The following is a 17610-nucleotide window of genomic DNA, read 5'->3' as shown; positions in this document are numbered from 1 at the left end:
CATCCGCGCTGACCTGCTCGGCAACCGGCGGCGAGCGCCGGACTGTGAACAAGACTGAACGCCTACCGCGACGCGCTTCGAACGAGGGCGCGGGCCAGGTCGGTGCTCGTGGCCAGCGCGTCGACCGGGAGGGGTTGCGTGGTGAGAGGCTGGATCGAAAGCGCCCCCTCGTGCAGCACGAGGAGCTGCGCGGCCAGGGTGGCGGGCTCCGCGCGGTCCGCCGCGGCGGCCAGCTCCTCGAACAGCTCCAGCAGCCAGAGCTTCTGCCCCGCCGCGACGCGGTGGGCCGGGTGCGCGGGATCGGGGATCTCGGCCAGCGCGTTGAGGAACGCGCAGCCCCGGCGGTGGGTCCCGGTCCAGGTCCGCAGCGCGTCGAACGGCGCGGTGACGGCCTCGACCGGGTCGGCGGCGGCGTCCACCGCGGCGCGGACCAGCTCCCGCCAGCGCCGGTCGCGCCCGGCGAGGTAGGTCGCGACGAGGTGGTCCTTGGAGCCGAACTGGTTGTACAGGGTCCGCTTGGTCACGCCGGAGCGCTCGGCGATCAGGTCCACGCCGACCGCGGTGATCCCGTTGGCGTAGAACAACTCCTCGGCGGCCGCGAGGACGCGGCGGCCGGCCGGGGACAGGGCGGGGGCTTCGGGCATGGCGCGACCTTCACTGATCGGTGTACTGTGCGGTGAGTTGACCGATCAGTATACCTGCGAGGAGAGATCCATGAGCGAAACCATGCACGCGGTGCGGATCACCGGTCACGGCGGTCCGGAGGTCCTGGAGCCGGCGGAGGTGGCCGTGCCGGCCCCGGGAACGGGAGAAGTGCTGGTGCGGGTGGGCGCGGTGGCGCTGAACAACACCGACCTGTGGACCCGGGAAGGCGCGTACGGCCGGTCGGGGCGGCCCTCGGGCTGGCGCGGCCCGATCCGCTTCCCGCGCATCCAGGGCGCCGACGTCGCCGGCCGGGTCGTGGCCACCGGCCCCGGGGCGGACGGACGGCTGGTCGGCCGCCGCGTGGTGGTGGACCCGGCGGTCTACGACTCCGAAGGCCCGCAAGCGAATCCGGTCGGTCTGATGGGTAGCGAGCGCGACGGCGGGTACGCCGAGTACGTGACCGCGCCGGCGGGGCAGGTGCACGACGTGACGGAGTCCCCGCTGACCGAGGACCAGCTCGCGAGCCTCCCGACCGCCTACGGGACGGCGCTGGGCATGATCGAGCGCGGCCGTCTGCGCGAGGGGGAGACCGCGCTGGTCACGGGCGCGTCCGGCGGCGTCGGCCTCGCCCTGGTCCAGCTCACCCGCGCCCGCGGGGCGCGGGTGCTCGCGGTCAGCAGCGGGTCCAAAGTGGACGCGGTGCGCGAGGCCGGTGCCCACGAGGTCGTCGACCGCGGGCAGGACGTCGCCGGCCGGCTCCGCGCCGCGGCGCCGGAAGGCATCGACGTGGCCCTGGACGTCGTCGCCGGGGACCTGCTGGACGAGGGCCTGCCGATGCTGCGCGAAGCCGGTCGCTGGGTCGTCGCGGGCGCGCTCGGCGGCCACTCCGTGACGTTCGACGTACGCCGCCTCTACCTCCACAACGCACAGCTGATCGGCTCTTCGATGCACACGCGGGAGCACTTCGGGCTGCTGATGGCCCTCGCCCGCCGCGGCGAGTTCCAGCCCGTGGTCGCCGCGGCGTTCCCGCTGGCGGAGGCCGCGCGGGCGCAGGAGGAGCTGGCCCGGCGCGAGCACGTGGGGAAGCTCGTCCTGCACCCGTGAGCAGCCGGGCCCGGCCGGTGCCGGGCTCAGCCGGGCGTAGCGGGCCGGAAAAACTCTAGCGGAACTGGGGTGTCGCAGTGGTCGCCGGACCTCACCGGGGGCGCGCCGAACCGGCCAGCAAAGGCCGGGGCTTCGGGGCTTGCGCCTTGACCTCGGCGTCTACTTCGGACTTGTCGGCGGCGTCCACTTCGGACTCGGTGGCGGCGTCCGCCTTCGCCTCGGCGTCCGGTTTCGCTTCCGGCTCGGTCTCGGTCTCCGCCTCGGGCTCCTCGACGTACCGCTTGCGCACCTCGCTGAGGATGGCCGCGATCTGGCCGAGTTCGGTCAGCGCCGCGTGGTGGGTGGTGCGGATGATGCCGGCTTCCTCCTGCGCCTCGGAGACGAGGCGGGCCGCCTCCTTCCCGGCGGCGCGTTCGGTCTCCTGGCCGGCGGTGTCCACGTCGGCGGCGGTCTTCTCCGCCGCGGCCAGGATCTTCGCGGCCTCCTCCCGGGCCAGCCGCTTGATCTCCTCGGCCTCGGACTTGGCCACCTCGAGGATCTTCTCGATGCGCTTGCCCAGCCCGTTGGCCGGGTCCGCCTCCCCGGCCCGGGGCGCGGGGACCTTGGCCAGCTTGCGCTCGGCCATCCGCCGGGCCTTTTCGTGCCGGTCCAGCCGCTTTTCCGCGACCCGCACGTATTCGTCCACCTGACGGCGGTCGTATCCGCGCAGGACGACCGGGAACCGGACGTCGGAGTCGGGTGCTGTCTCGGATTCGGAAACCACGTTCTCCATGGGTTCGAGTGTCGGCACCCGCGTCCGGACCGGCAATCCGAAATCCCTGATCGGCGGGACAAGCGCACTATCGGTGGAACGGCCGGTGGCCGCAGCGGACCCGCGCCGGGGCGTCCGGGCTTCACTCGATGAGGGCGGTTTCCACCGCGGCGATGGCGATCGGGCCCGGGCGACGCGAAAAGGGTCACCCAGCGTCGCCACCGGAAACCGCAGGGCCGGGGGATTCACTCCACGGCGCCGTTGGCATTGCAGCGCGGGCCATCAGCCTCACGGGGTGTCCACCACCTGCGGTCGCCGCGCCTCCCTCCTCGACTGGCGACGGCGGAGCGGTGAAGCGAGGCTGTGCGCACCAGGCCTCCGTGAAGGCTTCCGCGTCCGGTAGCGTCCCCGACCGCTGTCGGACGGCAAGAGCGGAAGCCGGTGAGGCCCGGCGCCGCCGGGTCCCGTGCGCCGGGCCTCACCTCAGCCGTGACCACTGTCCTGAGCGGACAGTCCCAAGAGGACCTGCCGGTCGTGGATCCGGCCTTGGCCGGGGCACCACGGAACGACACCCGCGTAGCGGTCCTCGGATCAGCTCCGGCAGGTGAGCTCCGGGGCGGCCCAGTCTCCGTGGTCGAAGGCGCTGCCGTTGCCGCCGTCGCCGAGGACCAGGTCGAGTTCCTGGGCGCCGGTGACGTCGGCGGTCAGCCCCACCGGGCCGCTCGCGCTGGTGAGGACGGGGGTGGCGGTGCGGGTCTTGCCGTCGCCGAGGACGCTGAAGGTCACCGAACCCTGGGCGGAGGAGGCGACTTCGTCGTCGATGCCGACCGTCGCGGTGAAGCCGGTGCATCGGCCGCCGAGGAAGATCTTGACGTCGCTGGTGGCGTTCGCGCCGATCCCGCGGGGGTAGACGGTGCCGTGGAGGGTGAGGGGCCGGCCGTCGCCGGCACCGGTTTCGCCGTTGGACCGGTCGCGTTCCACCGGGCCCCAGCCGTTGGTGGCGGACTCGAACGGGAGCGTGCTGACCCCGACGGTGCCGTGCGGCGGGACCTTGACCGAGACGACCTGCTCGACGTGCACCGGTTCGTGGCCGGGGCGGGCGTAGGTGGCCGCGACCGGGACTTCCACGACCGTGCCCTGCTGGGCGGCGGGGACGGTGACGGTCCACCGGCCGGTCAGCGCCGTGCCGGCCCGCAGGGTGCCCGCGCGGACGGTGCGGCCGGTCGCCCTCCACCCGGCGGGCAGCCGGTTCGCTTCGAGGTCGAGCCGGACGTCGTGCAGCGGAGCGCCTTGGGGCAGGACGAAGCTCGCGCCGATCGGGAGGGTCGATCCGGGTGCGGCGGCGGCGGTCGACGGGGTGAGCGTGAGCGTGGTCGCCGGGGCGGGCACGACCGGGTTGTCGCAGGTGGTGCGGCCGTAGGCGGCGGGGCAGGCGATGGCCGCGAAGCCGCCGTTGGCCGGTGAGGTGAGCTTCAGCGTGTCGGCGGCGGTGTGGGTGCTGGTGGTCCGGGTCAGGGTGCCGCCCTGGTCGCTGGTGGTCTCGACCAGCCACCGGCCGCGGCCGAGGAAGCCCAGGGGAGTGCTCAGCACGCCGGCCGGACCGGCCAGGAGGCCGCCGATGAACCAGCGATCGCCGTTGCGCCGGGCCAGGACCACCTGGCGGTCGCCGTTCGCGTCCCGCTCGGGGGAGCCGGCGGCCAGGCGGGTGTCGTCCCAGGTGGTCGGGAGCTGTTCGAAGTACCGCTCGGCCGCGGGCTGGGTGGCGAAGCCGGCGGGGTCGTCGCCGAGGTGGGTCCAGCCGGATTCGAACACCACCGCCTGGGCGAGTTCGTGGCCGGGCGAGTCCTGGCGGCCGGGGCGGGAGAACCAGGCCGGGGTGTAGTCCATGGAGCCGACGATGTTGCGGGTGAAGGCGAGGAAGACGTCGCGGTCGGCGTCCTGGCCGTTCTCCTCGCCGCGGACGGCTTCGACGCTCATCACCTGCGGCCAGGTGCGCTGCAGGCCGCGGGGCACGGTGGCGCCGTGGAAGTCGATCATCAGGTGCAGCCGGGCGGTGTCGGCGAGGATGGCGTCGTACCACCGGAACTGGGACTGGGCGTCGGAGTTCATGTAGTCGACCTTGACCCCGGCCACGCCCCAGGACTTGAGCTCCGGGAGCCAGCGGTCGCGCTGCTGCTGGGTTTCGAGGTCGGTCCAGGCGAACCACAGGACCAGGTCGACCCCGCGGGCGCGGGCGTAGCGGACCAGGCCGGGGATTTCGCTTTCCTGCCAGCCGTAGTCGACCAGGGTGTAGGACAGGCCGTGCGCGGCGGCGTAGTCGATGAAGGAGCGCTGGGTGGCGGCGCTGGCGCTGGCTTCGACGCCGCCGGTCAGCCACGACCAGTCCGCGACGCCGGGCTTGATCCACGAGGTGTCGCGCACCTTCGAGGGCGGGGCGAGGTCGTCGACCAGGGTGGAGCGGACCACGGTGTCGAGGCTGCCGACGATCGCGGTGCGCCACGGGGTGGCGAGCGGGCCGTTCGCGGTGACGGGCCGGCCGTCGGCCAGGGCGACGGTGTAGGCGGTGGCGCCGTCGGCGTGGTCGAGGTGCGTGCCCGAGTAGCGTCCGTCTACATCGGACTCGGTCAGCAGCGCGTAGCGGCCGCCGGTCTTGAACAGGGTCGGGTAGCCGAACGAGCAGGTGCTGCCGGTGCACGACCTCGGCTCGGCGGTGTTCGCGCCCGCGGCGGTGGTCTGCGTGCGCTCGGTCTCGTAGGCGCTCTGGTAGGGCTGCACCCAGGCTTCGGCGCCGGCGGGCAGCTCGAAGGTGGACGCTTCACGCTGCACCGTGACCGGGCCGGAGCCGCCGAGGACGTAGCGGTAGGCGATGCCGTCCCGGGCCGCGCGGACCACGACCTCGACCGTCGCGCGGTCCGCGGTCCGGAAGGTGAACGTCGACTCGCTCATGGTCGCCGACCGGTCGAGCTGCTTGCCGGTGACCATGGCGTAGGACTCGCGCACCAGCCGGTCCCGGCGGCCGGCGAAGGACAGGCCCGAGTCGAAGGCGTGGGCGCTGGTGGTGATCCCGAGCCGGCCCGGGGCCAAGACCTGGGCGCCGCCGTCGGCGACCGCCAGGTGCAGCTCGCCGGCACCGTCGAGGTCCAGCGTCGCGCTGACGCGGCCCGGGCCCCGGACGGTCCAGGCGTCGGGCGCGGCTTCGGCGGACGGGGCCGCGGCGACCCCGGCGAGCAATGCGAACGCGAGGGCGGCAGTGCCCAGCTTCATCGGCTTCACGAGGTCCAAACAACGCCTCGGCTGTTTGGTTCGTCAAGGTTTTTGTTGGTTTGTGTCCGTTCCTGTCAGCGGGAACACCGCATCGGCCCAGCCGGGCCGGCCTGATGTCCAGTGTGGACGATGACGGGCGGCCCGCGCTCCGGACGGGATCGTCCTCTAGGCTCGCCCGATGGCCAGCGGACCGACCGAACGCGCCCGGCTCCTGGGTCTGACGTGCGAATTCCTGCTCGCCCACGGGGTGGTCGAGCTGTCCCTGAGCGAGCTCGCCCGCGGCATCGGGTCCAGCAACCGCATGGTGCTCTACCACTTCGGCTCGCTCGACGGGCTCCTCGGCGCGGCCGTCGACCGGATCCTCGGCGGCACCTCGCTGCTCGACCGGCTCGCCGCCCTCCTCGCCGGGCCCGGCCCGTCGGCGGACCGGGTTTCGGCGGCCTGGCGCCACCTCGCCGATCCGGCCCGGCTACCGCACCTGCGGCTGTTCTTCGCCCGGTTCGGCACGGCCGCCGACGTTCCCGGCCGGCACCCGGAGTTCCTGGCCCAGACCCGGGAACGCTGGACGGCGGTGGTGTCGGAGGCGCTGCGGCGCGATCCCGCCGTGGCCCGGCCGGACGACACGGCGAGGGCGATCGTCGCGCTGTGGCGCGGTTCGCAGATGATGCTGATCTGCGGCGAGCCGCGGGCGGAGGTCGACGCGGCGCACGACCGGGCCGTCGCCGCCCTGCTGCCCGGGGTGTAGCCTTCCCGAAGAAGTGAATCGATCAGTTCACTTCTGCGGGAAGAGGACCGCATGACCGCGTTGCCCAAGGCCGAACTGCACGTCCACCTCGAAGGCACGCTCGAACCCGAGGACCTGGCCCGCTTCGCCCGCCGCAACGGACTGACCCTGCCCTGGCCCACGGCCGGTGAGCTGCGGGCCGCGTACTCCTTCACCGGCCTGGAGGACTTCCTGGCGGTGTACTTCGCGGGCTGCCGGGTGCTGCGGACCCGCGAGGACTTCCACGACCTCACCGCCGCCTACCTGCGCCGGGCCGCCGGCCAGGGGGTCCGGCGGGCGGAGATGCTGTTCGGCCCGCAGGTCTTCCTCGACCACGGCGTCGGCCTCGAAGCCCAGCTCGGCGGCATCACCGACGCCATCGCCGAAGCCCGCGAGCAGTCCGGCATCGACGGCGCGCTGCTGGTGAGCGCCCACCGGCACCGCCGCGAGGCCGACGCCCTCGAACTGCTCGACCTGGTGCGGCCGTGGCGCGAGCACGTGCTCGGCGTGGGCCTGGGCGGCGCCGAACGGGGCAACCCGCCGTCGAAGTTCGCCCGCTACTTCGCCGCCGCCCGCGCCGAGGGCTACCGCACCACCTGCCACGCGGGGGAGGAGGGCCCGGCCGCCTACATCCGCGAGGCGCTGGAGGTCTGCCGGGTCGAGCGGATCGACCACGGCTACACCGCCACCGACGATCCCGGCCTGGTCGCCCGGCTCGCCGACGAGCAGGTCACGCTCACCCTGTGCCCGCTGTCGAACCTCCGGCTGCACGTGACCGAGGACCTGGCCGCCTACCCGCTGAGGGCCCTGATGGACGCGGGTGTGCCGGTGACGGTCAACTCCGACGACCCGTCCTACTTCGGCGGGTACGTCAACGAGAACTACGCGGCCGTGACCGAGGCGCTCGGGCTGACCGGGGACGAGGTGGAAGTGCTGGTGCGCAACAGCTTCACCGGGTCCTTCGCCCCGCCGGAGGAGATCCGCGCGGCCCGGCTCAGCGGGGCTTGAGCTGCCAGTTCTGGTTCGCGTCGTCGTTGCAGCCCCACAGTTCGAGCTGAACGCCGTTGACGTTGCCGGCCGGCCGGTCGCCCCCGGTGACGTCGAGGCACAGGCCGGTCTGCGTGCTGGTGATCGACCCGTCGGGGTTCAGCTTGAACTGCTGGTTCGCGCCGCCGTGGCAGGTCCAGGCGATGAGCTTGGTCCCGGCGGTGGTGCCGCCGTGGTCGGCGTCGAGGCAGAGGCCGTTGGACCTGAGCTCACCGGCGCTGGTGGGCGTCCAGGACTGGTTCGGCCCGCCGTCGCAGTCCCAGATGTCGACCTGGGCGCCGGGCGTGGTGACGTTGCCGTTGAGGTCGAGGCAGCGGGCCGAAGAAGCGCCTTGCAACGGCCGGGCGGTGCCGATGCTGGTGCCGCTCGCGTTCGGGGTCACGCGGTAGGCGACCGTGCTGTGCGAAGGAACGTTCGCGCTGATCGTCCCGGTGCTCGTGGTCGGCTCCTTGGACCACAGGTTGCTCAGCCGGTAGCTGCCCGCGGCGGGCAGCCCGGCCGCGGCGGCCGTGGTCGAGACGGTGCGGGTGTCACTGTTTTCGTTGAACAGCACGACGGCGACATCCCCGCCCTGCAACGGTTTCGCGAGCACGTCGAGGCCGCCCGAGGAGGAGATCCGGGTGGCCTGCCGGCCCAGCGGGTCCTGGTCGAGGGCGATGACGTCATCGTTGAGGTAGGTCGAGAAGGTGGCGACGCTCGCGGAACGGAGATCGGCTCCGGCGATCAGGGGCGCGGCCATCGCGGCCCAGAGGGTGAAGTGGGCGCGGTCCTCCTGGAAGTCCATGCCGTTGCCGACCTCGAGCATGTCGGGGTCGTTCCACGCGCCGGGTTTCGCGGCGGCGGCGAGCCCGACGTTCTGGCGGTAGATCGAGTCGACGCTGCCCCAGTTGTTGCTGATGTCGCCGGTGGTGCGCCACAGGTTGCCGACGTCGGCGGCCCAGGACGAAGGGGCGAAGTTCCCCCACTCGCAGAGGCTGTAGGTGATCGGTCGGCCGGTGGCCTTGAGCGCGTCGCGCATCGCGGAGTAGCGGCGCACGTAGTCCGGCTGGGTCTCACCCCCGGGACTGCCGCAGTTGTCGTACTTCAGGTAGTCCACGCCCCAGCCCGCGAAGCTGTTCGCGTCGGCCCGCTCGTGGCCGAGGCTGCCCGGGTAGTGCTGGCAGGTCTCGGTGCCGGCGCTCTCGTAGATGCCGAACTTCATCCCGCGCGCGTGGATGTAGTCGCCGAGCGCCTTGAGCCCGCTGGGGAACTTCGCGGGATCGGCGACCAGGTTCCCGGCGGCGTCCCGGCTGTGGGTCATCCAGCAGTCGTCCAGGTTGACGTAGTCGTAGCCGCGGTCGCGCATACCGGAGCTGACCATCAGGTCGGTGGTCTGCTTTACCAGGGTCTCGTTGATGTTGCACTGGAAGGTGTTCCAGGTGTTCCACCCCATCGGGGGCGTCCGGGCGAGCCCGTTGTCCAGGGCCTGGGCGGGCGGGCTCAGCAGCCCGGCGGCGGCCAGAGCGGTGGCGAAGACGGCGAGGGTTCGGCGCATGGGGGGCTCCCGGCCTGACGACGGTGTGAGATCCGAGGAGCAGCATCGGTGTTGGGTGCTGGTTGGTCAAGCGCCATTTTGGTGATTCTTGTTGGATTGCCGACTAAAGTTGCACCCGGTCGCGGTGCGGCGGAAACCTGACGGTCGCGGGAATCCGCGATGACGGACGCCGGCCCAACCCCTGAGGCCGGCCTGGCGCGACTGCGGAGGTTCAGCCGCCGCACACCGAGTGCACCGCGGTGCCGAGGGCCCGCCGGTGCAGCGCGTCCAGCCGTTCCAGCACCACCGCCGAACCGGCGGCCACGGCGAGCTGAACGGTGCACGGGACCCGCTCGGACCGTAGGTCCACAGTGGCCTTCAGCCGGTCGAGCAGGTCTGCGGTCAGCCGGTCGAGCCGGGTGCGGATCGGCCCGAGGTCCGGACGGGTGGTGGGCGCCTGGTCCGGGTGCGCCGTCCAGCGGGCGAACCGCCCCCGCTGCACCACCTTGCTCGCGGTGATCTGGTCGCGGAAGAACGCGGCCGCGGCGTCCGGGTCCAGCCCGAGGGCGGTGGCCCGGGCCCGCACCTGGTCCAGCACCTGCTGCTCGCGGCCGGGGTCGTCGATGGGCGAGGTGGTGCCGAACTTGGCGGCGGCCACGTCGTCGCTCACCCGGAGGCGTTCGACGACGAGGCCGATCAGCGGACCGAGCCGGCCGAACGCCGGGGGCGCCGCGACCACCGCGGGCTTCGCCGGGGGTTGCGCGGCCGACGCCGGGAAACCGGCCACCGCCAGCGTCGCGGCCACGGTCAGGGCGGTGGTGGCGATGCCACGACGGGTCCGGGTGCTCATGGTCGGCCTTACAGTTCTCGGGCGGACGGGTGCCGTCCGTGAGTCTCCCGGACCCGGCTCGCCGCCGCGCCTGTGGCGGCGGGTCAGCGCTTCTTGGCGGCGGCCTTCTTCGCGGCGGGCCGCTTGCGGGAGGACGGCTTGATGCCGGGGGTTTCGCGGTACTTGAGCAGCCCCTCGACGCCGAGCCGGAAGGTTTCGCAGATCGGTTCGGGGTCGGTGAGGCAGCCGGCGGTCATCGCGCCGTCGCGGAGCATGACGAAGTGGCGGGCGGCGGGTTCGGGTGCGGTCTCACCGGTCGTGGCCAGCAGTTCGGTGACCGTGCCGAGGAACCACCGGCGGTGCTCGAGCACGGCCTGGTGCACCGGGTGCGTTTCGGCGGGGTACTCGGCGGCCGCGTTGAGGAACGCGCAGCCGCGGAACCCGTCGGACCGGATGGCGTCGGTGATGGTGCGGCCGACCGCGCGCACGAGGCCGTCCGCGGACTCCTGCGCGGCGCGGGCCGCTTCGACCTGGGCCCGGATGGCGTCGTCCGCGGCGGTGAGGTAGGTGACGACCAGCTCGTCCTTGCTGGGGAAGTGGCGGTAGAGCGTCGCGCGGGTCACCTTGGCCTCGGCCACGATCCGGTCGATGCCGACGGAGTGCAGCCCCTGGGTGTAGAACAGCCGGCCGGCCGTGCCGAGCAGCCGATCGCGGGCCTCGGACACTTGAATCACCTGCTTCCTCGCGCGCGGCTCACTATACGGGGAGAACGGTCGGTGTCGCCGGATCGTGGCCCGTAAGATTTCGGATAGAACGGTCGGTCTTGACCGGGGCGGGGGCGCCCGGCCATCCTTGAAAGAGACAGAACGATCAGTCTCTTTGAGGGTTCGTCCCTCCTGGTGAAGGAGCCATGGTGACCACAGTCGATTCCCCCGCCGTCCACGGATCGGCCCCGGTGCTGCGCCGGTTGTACTTCGTGCGGTTCGGGTTCGCCCTCGGGTGGGCGGCGGTGCTGTTCGCCACGGCCGGACCGGGGCTGTCGCCGCTCGGTGCCGCCCTGGTGATCCTGTACCCGCTGTTCGACGTGGGATCGGCCATTGTGGACGCTCGGTCGTCGCGGGTTTCGGGGCCGGCGCCCGGGTTGTCCGTGAACGCGGTGATCAGCGCGGCGGCGGCGGCCGGTATCGCGGTGGGCGCGGCGTCGGGTGTCCCGGCGGTGCTGCGGGTGTGGGGTGCGTGGGCCGTCCTCGCCGGTCTGGTGCAGTTGGTGGTGGCGATCGGCCGCCGCGGGATGGGCGGGCAGTGGCCGATGATCCTCAGTGGCGGGATTTCGGTGCTGGCGGGGGCGAACTTCGTCCTGAGCGCGGGGGCGGGGAATCCGTCCCTGTCCACTGTGGCCGGTTACGCGGTGCTGGGTGGCGTCTTCTTCCTGGTCTCGGCGATCCGGCTCGGCCGCTCGGTACCCGGCCTCACCGGGATCGGCAGGTCCTGAGGTAGCTCAGGAACGAGGCGGTCAGGCCGGTCACGTGCGTTTCGCGCAGGACCGCGCTGGTCACGGCTTCGCTGCGGGCGCTGAGACGGTGCAGCAGGGCCGCCGTGTGCTGCGTGAGCTGCTGGTAGACGGGCAGGTCTCCCAGCAGCTCACGCTCGTTGAGGGTCACGTGCAGCTTGGTGGTTTGCCGGCCCTCGTCGAGGACTTCGAGCTGCGCGAAGACCCGGCTGTCCCGGCCGGCGACGCCGGGGCTGCCCGCTCCGATGGTCTCGAACAGCGTGCAGCCGGAGAGCCAGGTGTAGAGGCCGAAGAGACCGCCGTAGGAATAGCCGAAGAGGCCGTGGCCACTCGCGGCGGTGCCGTAATCGCGTTCGATCCGCGGGTGCAGTTCTTCGGTGAGGAAACTCAGGAACACATCGGCGCGGCTGTCGCTCAGCTCGGCCAGGTAGGCGGCTCCCTCCTCGCGGGTCATCCGGCCGGTTCGGACGTTCGCCGCCACGGCGTCGGTGAACTCCGCGGCGACGGGTTCGCCGGGCGGCACGAGGTCCCGGTTGCGCAGCCGGGCCCAGTGCTGCGCCTGCTCGCCCGCGTAGCCGACGGTGACCTGGAGGTAGGGCCGGATGGGCTGCAGGGGGTCGAGCTGGGTGACGATGAGCGGGGCCGTCAGGCCCACCGCCCAGTTGCCGTCGAGCACGTACACCACCGGTGCCGGCGCGGCGGCCGGGTCGTAGTGCGGCGGGGTGGTGACCCACACGCCGTAGTCGTGCCCGCCGCGGGAGCGCAGCTCGAAGTAGTCGGTGTCGGCGAGGCAGCCTTGCCAGATGACGCTCATCGGAGATCCTTCACGACTCGTCCGGTGTGGACGGCCACCAGAGCGGCGGCGGGGTGGGCGGACGGATTCGGGTCTTCGATCGGCTTTCCCTTCCAGGGCAAGCAGGCCGGGGGCGCGAAGCTGCTCACGGTTCCCTCCGTCGTGCCTTTGTCTTTTCCAATGGATAAACTGCGGGAGTGATCCTGTCAAGTTCGGAAGGCCGGGGCGACGCGCGCGAGCGCCTGCTGGCCCGGCTCCTCGACGCCTTCGGGGTGGACCTCCCTTCGCCGGAGGTGTCGCTGCGCGAGATCGCCGCCCGCGCCGGAACCAGCCACGCCCTGCTGCGGTACCACTTCGGCTCGCTTTCGGGCGTCTTGGCCGCCATGCTCGGGCAGCAGCGCTCGCGCGACAACGCGAGGCTGATCGAGGCCGCTCGCCACGGCACCTTCGACGACCTCGTCGTGGCGATCTGGCGGGCCTACCTCCGTCCGGAGCAGTTGTCGCGCGCCCGCGCCTTCTTCCACGTCGTCGGACTGGCCGCCCACCGCCCGGAGGAATTCCGCGAGTTCATCGCCTCGCTCGACGACCTGACCGGGCTGCTGGCCTCGCTCGCCGAACGCGAGGGGCTCGGCGCCGAGGCGGCGCTGACCACGGCCACCGTCACCATCGCCGCGCTGCGCGGACTGCTCCTGCAGGAGGTGCTGACCCCGGGCGCCCACTCGGACGGCGCGGCGGACGCGGTCGCGTTGATCCTGCGGATGCGCCGGTCCTGACCCGCCGTCCCGCGAGGGAGTCCGGGGTGGTGGCGATCCGCCGGCGGGCTCTGCGGCCCCTTGAAGGCGTCCTCCGCTTTCGTCATCGCGGAGCCGTCCCCACTGCTCAGGCTGGACCTTGATTCTGTACCTACTAGTAGGTACAGTCTGGTCGTGGAGACTCGGGATCAGCTCATCGCCAGTACGCGCGAGCTGTTGTGGGAGCGGGGTTACGTGGGCACCAGCCCCAAGGCCATCCAGCAGCGCGCGGGGGCCGGGCCGGGCAGCATGTACCACCACTTCTCCGGGAAGCGGGAGCTGGCGCTGGCCGCCGTGCGCCGCAGCGCGGACGAGCTGCTGGACGCGGCCGAGGCCCAGCTGGGCCGGCCCGGTCCCGCGCTGGAGCGGGTCCGGGCGTACCTGCGCCGCGAGCGAGACGTGCTCCGGGGCTGCCCGATCGGCCGGCTCACCCAGGACCCCGACATCGTGGCCGACCCGGAGCTGCGCGCCCCGGTCGGCGAGACCTTCGCCCGCCTGCGCGCGCGGTTCACCGAGGTCTTCGAGGAAGGCCGGTCCGCCGGGGAGCTGCCCGGCCACCTGGACAGTGCCGCGCTCGCCGCCACCGTCGTCGCCGTCCTGCAGGGCGGTTACGTCCTGGCCCGCGCCGCCGATTCGCCCGAGCCGTTCGACCAGGCGATCAGCGGGGTGCTCGCCCTGCTCGCCGCCCCCTGAATCCCCTGCACCCCGAACCCTCTGCACCTCGACGAATCCTGCTGAGCCCCATCGGATCCCGGGAGCCCTCCGTTGACCGTCCGCCGTGTCCCGCCCAGCAGCGTCGCCGCGCCCGCCGACGTGATCACCGGCAGCGCGTGGGTCACCTCGCTCGCCGAGCCCGACGGCCCGTCGCGGACCTGCGTGCAGAGGGTGCTGTTCGCCCCCGGCGCCCGCACCCGCTGGCACCGGCACCCGCTGGGCCAGGTCCTCGTCGTCACCGAAGGCACGGGCTACCTCCAGCTCCGCGGCGGCCCGGCCACGCTGATCCGGCCGGGTGACACGGTGCGCGTCGCGGCGGGCGAATGGCACTGGCACGGCGCCACCGACACCACCGCGATGACCCACCTCGCCATCGAAGAGCTCTCCGAAGACGGCGCGCGCACCGAGATCGGCGAGCCGGTCGCCGGTTCCGGGCCGGGCCCGGCCCCGGCCGAGCCCGTCACCCGCACCCTCGTGCTGGACCAGCGCCTGCCGGCACCCCGGCCGGTCGACCGCGTCGAAGTCCGCCGCATCACCATCGCCCCGGGGCACCGCACCGGACTGCACGTCCACAATGGACCCGTCTTCGGCAGCATCGAGTCCGGTTCCGCCGTCTACCGGATCGAAGGCGGCCCGGAGTCGGTGCTCACCCCCGGTGACGTCTTCTACGAACCGGAATCGACGCGCATCGCCCGCTTCGACGCCCAGGACGAAGGCGTCACGTTCCTCGCCCACTTCCCGGCGGGACCGGGCGAAACCCCCACGCTGACTCCGCTCGACCGCTGAAACCGGTGCGCCGTCCGCCGGGGGAGGCGAAGGTGACCCGGGCCCGCCGCCTTCGTCCGATCCGCAGCCCGCTACCGGTTCAGCGTCTCGGCCAGCTCCCGGGTCCGGCCCAGCATCCGGGCCAGGGCGATCGGGTCGATGTAGTCGTCGTAGCTGACGATCCGGCCGTCCCGCACGCGGACCACGGCCAGCGCCCGAAACGTGTAAGGCGCCCCGGTCGCGTGCGACCGGCCGTGGTGGCCGATCTCGGCCACCACCACCTCGGGATCGTCGGTCTCGTGCACCACGGCCGTCACCTCGGCCATCTCGACCAGTCCTTTGCTCGTCTCACCGGCCCGGTAGAACTCGCGGATGGCGTCGTGCCCGCGTAGTTCGGCGGGGGTGCCGGGCGGGGCGAAGGGATATCGGACCACGCCATCGGGGGCGAACAGGGTGGAGAACTCGGGCCCGTCGCCGGCGATCATCCGGCGGACCTCTTCGATCACTTCACGGGGGGTTCGCATGGTTGCTCCTTCGTGTGCGGTCGAATCACCGGTGCGGCCTACTGCGGGCAGACCGCGCGGAACCGGGCGTTGCGGGCCTCGATGGCTTCCCAGGTGGCGGGGACCATGAGGTCGGCCCCGCTGCGCGCGAACTCCTGGGCCGCGGCCGCATGAGGACGCTGGCGTTGCTCGTAAGCGGCGAACGCCGCCGCGAGGTCGGCACCGTGGCGGCCGAGTTCTTCGGTCAGCGCCCATGCCCCGAGCAGGGCCAGCGAGACGCCCCGCCCGGCCATCGGGGTCGCGCAGTGCGCGGCGTCCCCGATCAGCACGACCCGGCCGCGGTGCCAGCCCGGCATGACGATCTGGGCGATCGCGTCGAAGTAGAGCTCGGGGTCGTCCAGGGCGGTCTCGAGCAGTTCGGGGACCTTCCAGTCCTCGATCCCGGCGAAGGCCTCGGCCAGGATGCGCTTCTGCGCGTCCGGATCGTGGTAGTCGTAGGCGATCGGCGCGGACCGGAATTCGAAGATGCCCAGTGCCCGGTCGTGATAGCGGGCCACCCCGGCGAAGCGCCCCGGCAGGTTCAAGATCTCCGTCACCCGCGCGGGGCCGGAATCCACCTGGCCGGGCGCGTCCCCGATGGCGACGTACACCCCGAGGTGCTCGGTGAACTCCCGCTCCGGGCCGAACACCAGGCGCCGCACCGCCGAGTGCACCCCGTCGGCGCCGACCACGAGGTCGTAACCGGCCTCGCGCCCGGAGGCGAAGGTGACCGCGACCCGATCGCCTTCGTCGGACAGCGCCGCGATGGACTCCTCGAAGCGCAGGTCCACCTGGTCGGGCAGGGCGCCGCGCAGGATGGTGATCAGGTCTTCGCGGGGGAGTTCGAGGTCGTCGGCGGACTCGTTGATCTGCGGCCCCGCCAGGGGCGCGACGGCCGCCCCGGACCGGTCGACGAACACCGTCTGCTCGGTCATGGTGATCCGGTGCGCGCGCACCGCGTCCAGGATTCCCATGGCGCGCGCGGTCTCGAGCGCCGCGCCGCGCACGTCGATGGGCGAGCCGTTGACCCGCAGGTGGTTCGCCCGCTCCACGATCTCCACCGCGTGCCCGGCCCGCGCGAGGTCGATGCCGGCGCTCAGCCCGGCCGTTCCCGCGCCACTGATCAGGATCTTCATCGTGCCCTCCCGGGATCGCTGTGCTGACCCGGCAACTATAGCAACAAATTGTTGCTTTAGTCGACCGCGATGGGAGTACGCGGCCGGTGCCGTGAGGACGTAGGCTCCTGCGATCCGGGCCGATCGGCGTGGTCGTCGGGGCCGGCTCCCTTCGCGGGCGACGATGGTGGGTGCGGATGGCTGGTGCGCAGCTCGACGGCGGGGACACGGCGCGGTCGCTCGCGGCCAGCGTGCTGGACCGGCTCGAACCGCTGACCGAGGTCCTGGTCTCGGTGATCGGCGAGCAGAATCCCGGTTACCGCCTGGTCGATGTGGTGCCGCGCAACGATCTGTGGCATTCGTGCCACGACAACCTGCGGCGGGTGCTGCAACTGATCGGCCAGTCCGGCTCCGCCGAGGACTTCTCCGACGCGGCGCGCGCGACCGGGCGGCGCCGGGCGGAGCAGCAGTTGCCGCTCGACGATGTGCTGCGCTCGTTCCGCCTCGGCGGGCGCCTGGTCTGGCAGGCGCTGACCGACCAGGCGCGGGCGGCCGGGGAGGTGAACAACGAGGCCATGCTCGACCTCGCGACCCGGGTGTGGGAGGTGGTCGACGCGATCTCGGCCCAGGTGGCCCAGGCCTACCACGCGACCGAGCGCGCCCTCGTGCGCGCGGACGAGCAGCGCCGCGCGTCGCTGTGGGAAGGGCTGCTGCAGGGACGGGCCGGGGACACCGGGTTCGCCTACGAAGCCGGCCGCACGCTCCGGCTGCCGATTTCCGGGCCCTACGTCGCTGTCGCGGCGGCGGGCGCGGGCCGCGGGGACTGTCTCGAACCGCTGGGGGCCGCGCTCGAAAGGCACGGCTCGGACTCGGCCTGGCAACTGCGGGCCGACGCGCTCGTCGGCCTGGTCTCCCTGCCCGGCCGCGACGTCACCGCGGTCACGGCGGCCGTGGGGTCCGTGCTGGCCACCGCGGCCGGGGTGTCGCTGGTCGTCGACGGGCTCGCCGCCGTGCACACGGCCTACCGCCAGGCGGTCCTGGCCATGCGGACCGTGCCGCCGGGCCGCGCCGAGGTCGTGGGCCTGGCCGAACGGCTGCCCGAGGCCCTGCTGCTCAGCTCACCGGAATTGACCGAAGCGTTGCTGCACACCCATTTGCGCGGGTTGCTGGACCTGGGCGGGGAGGAGCGCGGCTTCCTGCTGGAGACCCTCGCGGCCTGGGTGGCCAGCGGCGGCTCGGCGACGCGCTCGGCGCAGGTGCTGCACTGCCACCGCAACACCGTGCTCAACCGGATCCACCGGATCGAGGGGCTGATCGAGCGGCGGCTCACCGGCGGGGAACTGCCGCTGGAGTGGGGGCTGATCGTGCGGGCCCTGCCGTTCCTGCCACCACCGCGCGTGCCCTGACCGGTACCCGCTGTGCACGGTGCACAACGGCACTGGGCCAAATGTAGGCAGCCCGGGC

17 protein-coding genes are annotated in these 17610 nt (G+C 72.7%); 8 read left to right on the top strand and 9 right to left on the bottom strand.

Going from position 1 to position 17610, the window contains the following annotated elements; translation table 11 throughout:
• Nucleotides 1-62 precede the first annotated feature (62 nt).
• Complete coding sequence (locus NYF13_RS30385; protein WP_315661366.1) at nucleotides 63-644, bottom strand: helix-turn-helix domain-containing protein; 582 nt, start codon at nucleotides 642-644, stop codon at nucleotides 63-65.
• A gap of 70 nt (nucleotides 645-714) precedes the next feature.
• On the opposite strand from NYF13_RS30385, the gene NYF13_RS30380 reads away from it, so the two are divergent.
• Nucleotides 715-1749, top strand: coding sequence for a zinc-binding dehydrogenase (locus tag NYF13_RS30380; RefSeq protein ID WP_315661365.1), 1035 nt, complete (start codon nucleotides 715-717; stop codon nucleotides 1747-1749).
• A 91-nt stretch (nucleotides 1750-1840) separates the two neighbouring features.
• Here NYF13_RS30380 and NYF13_RS30375 read toward each other — a convergent pair whose 3' ends face one another.
• Nucleotides 1841-2521 (bottom strand): DivIVA domain-containing protein, encoded by a 681-nt coding sequence (locus tag NYF13_RS30375; protein ID WP_315661364.1) that lies wholly within the window; start codon nucleotides 2519-2521, stop codon nucleotides 1841-1843.
• Nucleotides 2522-3091: 570 nt separating this feature from the next.
• On the bottom strand, nucleotides 3092-5764 hold the full coding sequence (locus tag NYF13_RS30370; RefSeq protein ID WP_315661363.1) for a glycoside hydrolase family 97 catalytic domain-containing protein: 2673 nt from the start codon (nucleotides 5762-5764) through the stop codon (nucleotides 3092-3094).
• A gap of 178 nt (nucleotides 5765-5942) precedes the next feature.
• On the opposite strand from NYF13_RS30370, the gene NYF13_RS30365 reads away from it, so the two are divergent.
• Both NYF13_RS30365 and NYF13_RS30360 read left to right on the top strand, forming a co-directional pair.
• Complete coding sequence (locus NYF13_RS30365) at nucleotides 5943-6509, top strand: hypothetical protein (protein WP_315661362.1); 567 nt, start codon at nucleotides 5943-5945, stop codon at nucleotides 6507-6509.
• Nucleotides 6510-6560: 51 nt separating this feature from the next.
• Entirely contained in the window at nucleotides 6561-7535 is a 975-nt protein-coding gene (locus NYF13_RS30360) for an adenosine deaminase (RefSeq protein WP_315661361.1), read from the top strand.
• Here the strand turns inward: NYF13_RS30360 and NYF13_RS30355 are convergent.
• The 3 genes from NYF13_RS30355 to NYF13_RS30345 all read right to left on the bottom strand — a co-directional run bounded on the left by NYF13_RS30355 (nucleotide 7522) and on the right by NYF13_RS30345 (nucleotide 10641).
• Nucleotides 7522-9108, bottom strand: a complete 1587-nt coding sequence (locus NYF13_RS30355) for an alpha-galactosidase (protein WP_315661360.1) — start codon at nucleotides 9106-9108, stop codon at nucleotides 7522-7524. The two genes, NYF13_RS30360 and NYF13_RS30355, sit on opposite strands and share 14 nt — an antisense overlap.
• A 211-nt stretch (nucleotides 9109-9319) precedes the next feature.
• On the bottom strand, nucleotides 9320-9937 hold the full coding sequence (locus tag NYF13_RS30350) for a chorismate mutase (RefSeq protein ID WP_315661359.1): 618 nt from the start codon (nucleotides 9935-9937) through the stop codon (nucleotides 9320-9322).
• 83 nt (nucleotides 9938-10020) lie between these two features.
• Nucleotides 10021-10641, bottom strand: coding sequence for a TetR/AcrR family transcriptional regulator (locus tag NYF13_RS30345; protein ID WP_315661358.1), 621 nt, complete (start codon nucleotides 10639-10641; stop codon nucleotides 10021-10023).
• Between the two features lie 185 nt (nucleotides 10642-10826).
• On the opposite strand from NYF13_RS30345, the gene NYF13_RS30340 reads away from it, so the two are divergent.
• On the top strand, nucleotides 10827-11408 hold the full coding sequence (locus tag NYF13_RS30340) for a hypothetical protein (RefSeq protein ID WP_315661357.1): 582 nt from the start codon (nucleotides 10827-10829) through the stop codon (nucleotides 11406-11408).
• Here the strand turns inward: NYF13_RS30340 and NYF13_RS30335 are convergent.
• Nucleotides 11386-12240, bottom strand: coding sequence for an alpha/beta hydrolase-fold protein (locus NYF13_RS30335; RefSeq protein ID WP_315661356.1), 855 nt, complete (start codon nucleotides 12238-12240; stop codon nucleotides 11386-11388). The two genes, NYF13_RS30340 and NYF13_RS30335, sit on opposite strands and share 23 nt — an antisense overlap.
• 176 nt (nucleotides 12241-12416) lie before the next feature.
• On the opposite strand from NYF13_RS30335, the gene NYF13_RS30330 reads away from it, so the two are divergent.
• The 3 genes from NYF13_RS30330 (at nucleotide 12417) to NYF13_RS30320 (ending at nucleotide 14510) form a co-directional block, all read left to right on the top strand.
• A complete protein-coding gene (locus NYF13_RS30330; protein ID WP_315661355.1) occupies nucleotides 12417-12992 on the top strand; it encodes a TetR/AcrR family transcriptional regulator in 576 nt (191 codons plus the stop codon).
• A gap of 153 nt (nucleotides 12993-13145) precedes the next feature.
• Nucleotides 13146-13703 carry a TetR/AcrR family transcriptional regulator gene (locus tag NYF13_RS30325; protein WP_315661354.1) on the top strand — a complete coding sequence of 186 codons (558 nt, stop codon included), beginning with the start codon at nucleotides 13146-13148 and terminating at the stop codon, nucleotides 13701-13703.
• 72 nt (nucleotides 13704-13775) lie between these two features.
• Entirely contained in the window at nucleotides 13776-14510 is a 735-nt protein-coding gene (locus NYF13_RS30320; RefSeq protein ID WP_315661353.1) for a cupin domain-containing protein, read from the top strand.
• Nucleotides 14511-14581: 71 nt separating this feature from the next.
• Here the strand turns inward: NYF13_RS30320 and NYF13_RS30315 are convergent, their stop codons facing one another.
• Both NYF13_RS30315 and NYF13_RS30310 read right to left on the bottom strand, forming a co-directional pair.
• Entirely contained in the window at nucleotides 14582-15013 is a 432-nt protein-coding gene (locus NYF13_RS30315) for a nuclear transport factor 2 family protein (protein WP_315661352.1), read from the bottom strand.
• Between the two features lie 38 nt (nucleotides 15014-15051).
• On the bottom strand, nucleotides 15052-16167 hold the full coding sequence (locus NYF13_RS30310; RefSeq protein WP_315661351.1) for an FAD-dependent monooxygenase: 1116 nt from the start codon (nucleotides 16165-16167) through the stop codon (nucleotides 15052-15054).
• Nucleotides 16168-16343: 176 nt separating this feature from the next.
• Here NYF13_RS30310 and NYF13_RS30305 point away from each other — a divergent pair, with 176 nt between their 5' ends.
• Nucleotides 16344-17552 (top strand): helix-turn-helix domain-containing protein, encoded by a 1209-nt coding sequence (locus NYF13_RS30305; protein ID WP_315661350.1) that lies wholly within the window; start codon nucleotides 16344-16346, stop codon nucleotides 17550-17552.
• The last annotated feature ends 58 nt before the right edge of the window (nucleotides 17553-17610 follow it).

It is taken from the genome of Amycolatopsis sp. PS_44_ISF1 (genome assembly GCF_032335455.1).
Lineage (GTDB): Bacteria > Actinomycetota > Actinomycetes > Mycobacteriales > Pseudonocardiaceae > Amycolatopsis.
The sequence above is the reverse complement of the archived record's forward strand: the minus strand, read 5'-3'. Positions and strand labels throughout refer to the sequence as shown.

Coding starts and splice junctions, on each gene's coding strand:
- NYF13_RS30385 (WP_315661366.1), bottom strand. CDS start 644: ATGCCCGAAGCCCCCGCCCTGTCCCCGGCCGGCCGCCGCGTCCTCGCG.
- NYF13_RS30380 (WP_315661365.1), top strand. CDS start 715: ATGAGCGAAACCATGCACGCGGTGCGGATCACCGGTCACGGCGGTCCG.
- NYF13_RS30375 (WP_315661364.1), bottom strand. CDS start 2,521: ATGGAGAACGTGGTTTCCGAATCCGAGACAGCACCCGACTCCGACGTC.
- NYF13_RS30370 (WP_315661363.1), bottom strand. CDS start 5,764: ATGAAGCTGGGCACTGCCGCCCTCGCGTTCGCATTGCTCGCCGGGGTC.
- NYF13_RS30365 (WP_315661362.1), top strand. CDS start 5,943: ATGGCCAGCGGACCGACCGAACGCGCCCGGCTCCTGGGTCTGACGTGC.
- NYF13_RS30360 (WP_315661361.1), top strand. CDS start 6,561: ATGACCGCGTTGCCCAAGGCCGAACTGCACGTCCACCTCGAAGGCACG.
- NYF13_RS30355 (WP_315661360.1), bottom strand. CDS start 9,108: ATGCGCCGAACCCTCGCCGTCTTCGCCACCGCTCTGGCCGCCGCCGGG.
- NYF13_RS30350 (WP_315661359.1), bottom strand. CDS start 9,937: ATGAGCACCCGGACCCGTCGTGGCATCGCCACCACCGCCCTGACCGTG.
- NYF13_RS30340 (WP_315661357.1), top strand. CDS start 10,827: ATGGTGACCACAGTCGATTCCCCCGCCGTCCACGGATCGGCCCCGGTG.
- NYF13_RS30335 (WP_315661356.1), bottom strand. CDS start 12,240: ATGAGCGTCATCTGGCAAGGCTGCCTCGCCGACACCGACTACTTCGAG.
- NYF13_RS30315 (WP_315661352.1), bottom strand. CDS start 15,013: ATGCGAACCCCCCGTGAAGTGATCGAAGAGGTCCGCCGGATGATCGCC.
- NYF13_RS30310 (WP_315661351.1), bottom strand. CDS start 16,167: ATGAAGATCCTGATCAGTGGCGCGGGAACGGCCGGGCTGAGCGCCGGC.
- NYF13_RS30305 (WP_315661350.1), top strand. CDS start 16,344: ATGGCTGGTGCGCAGCTCGACGGCGGGGACACGGCGCGGTCGCTCGCG.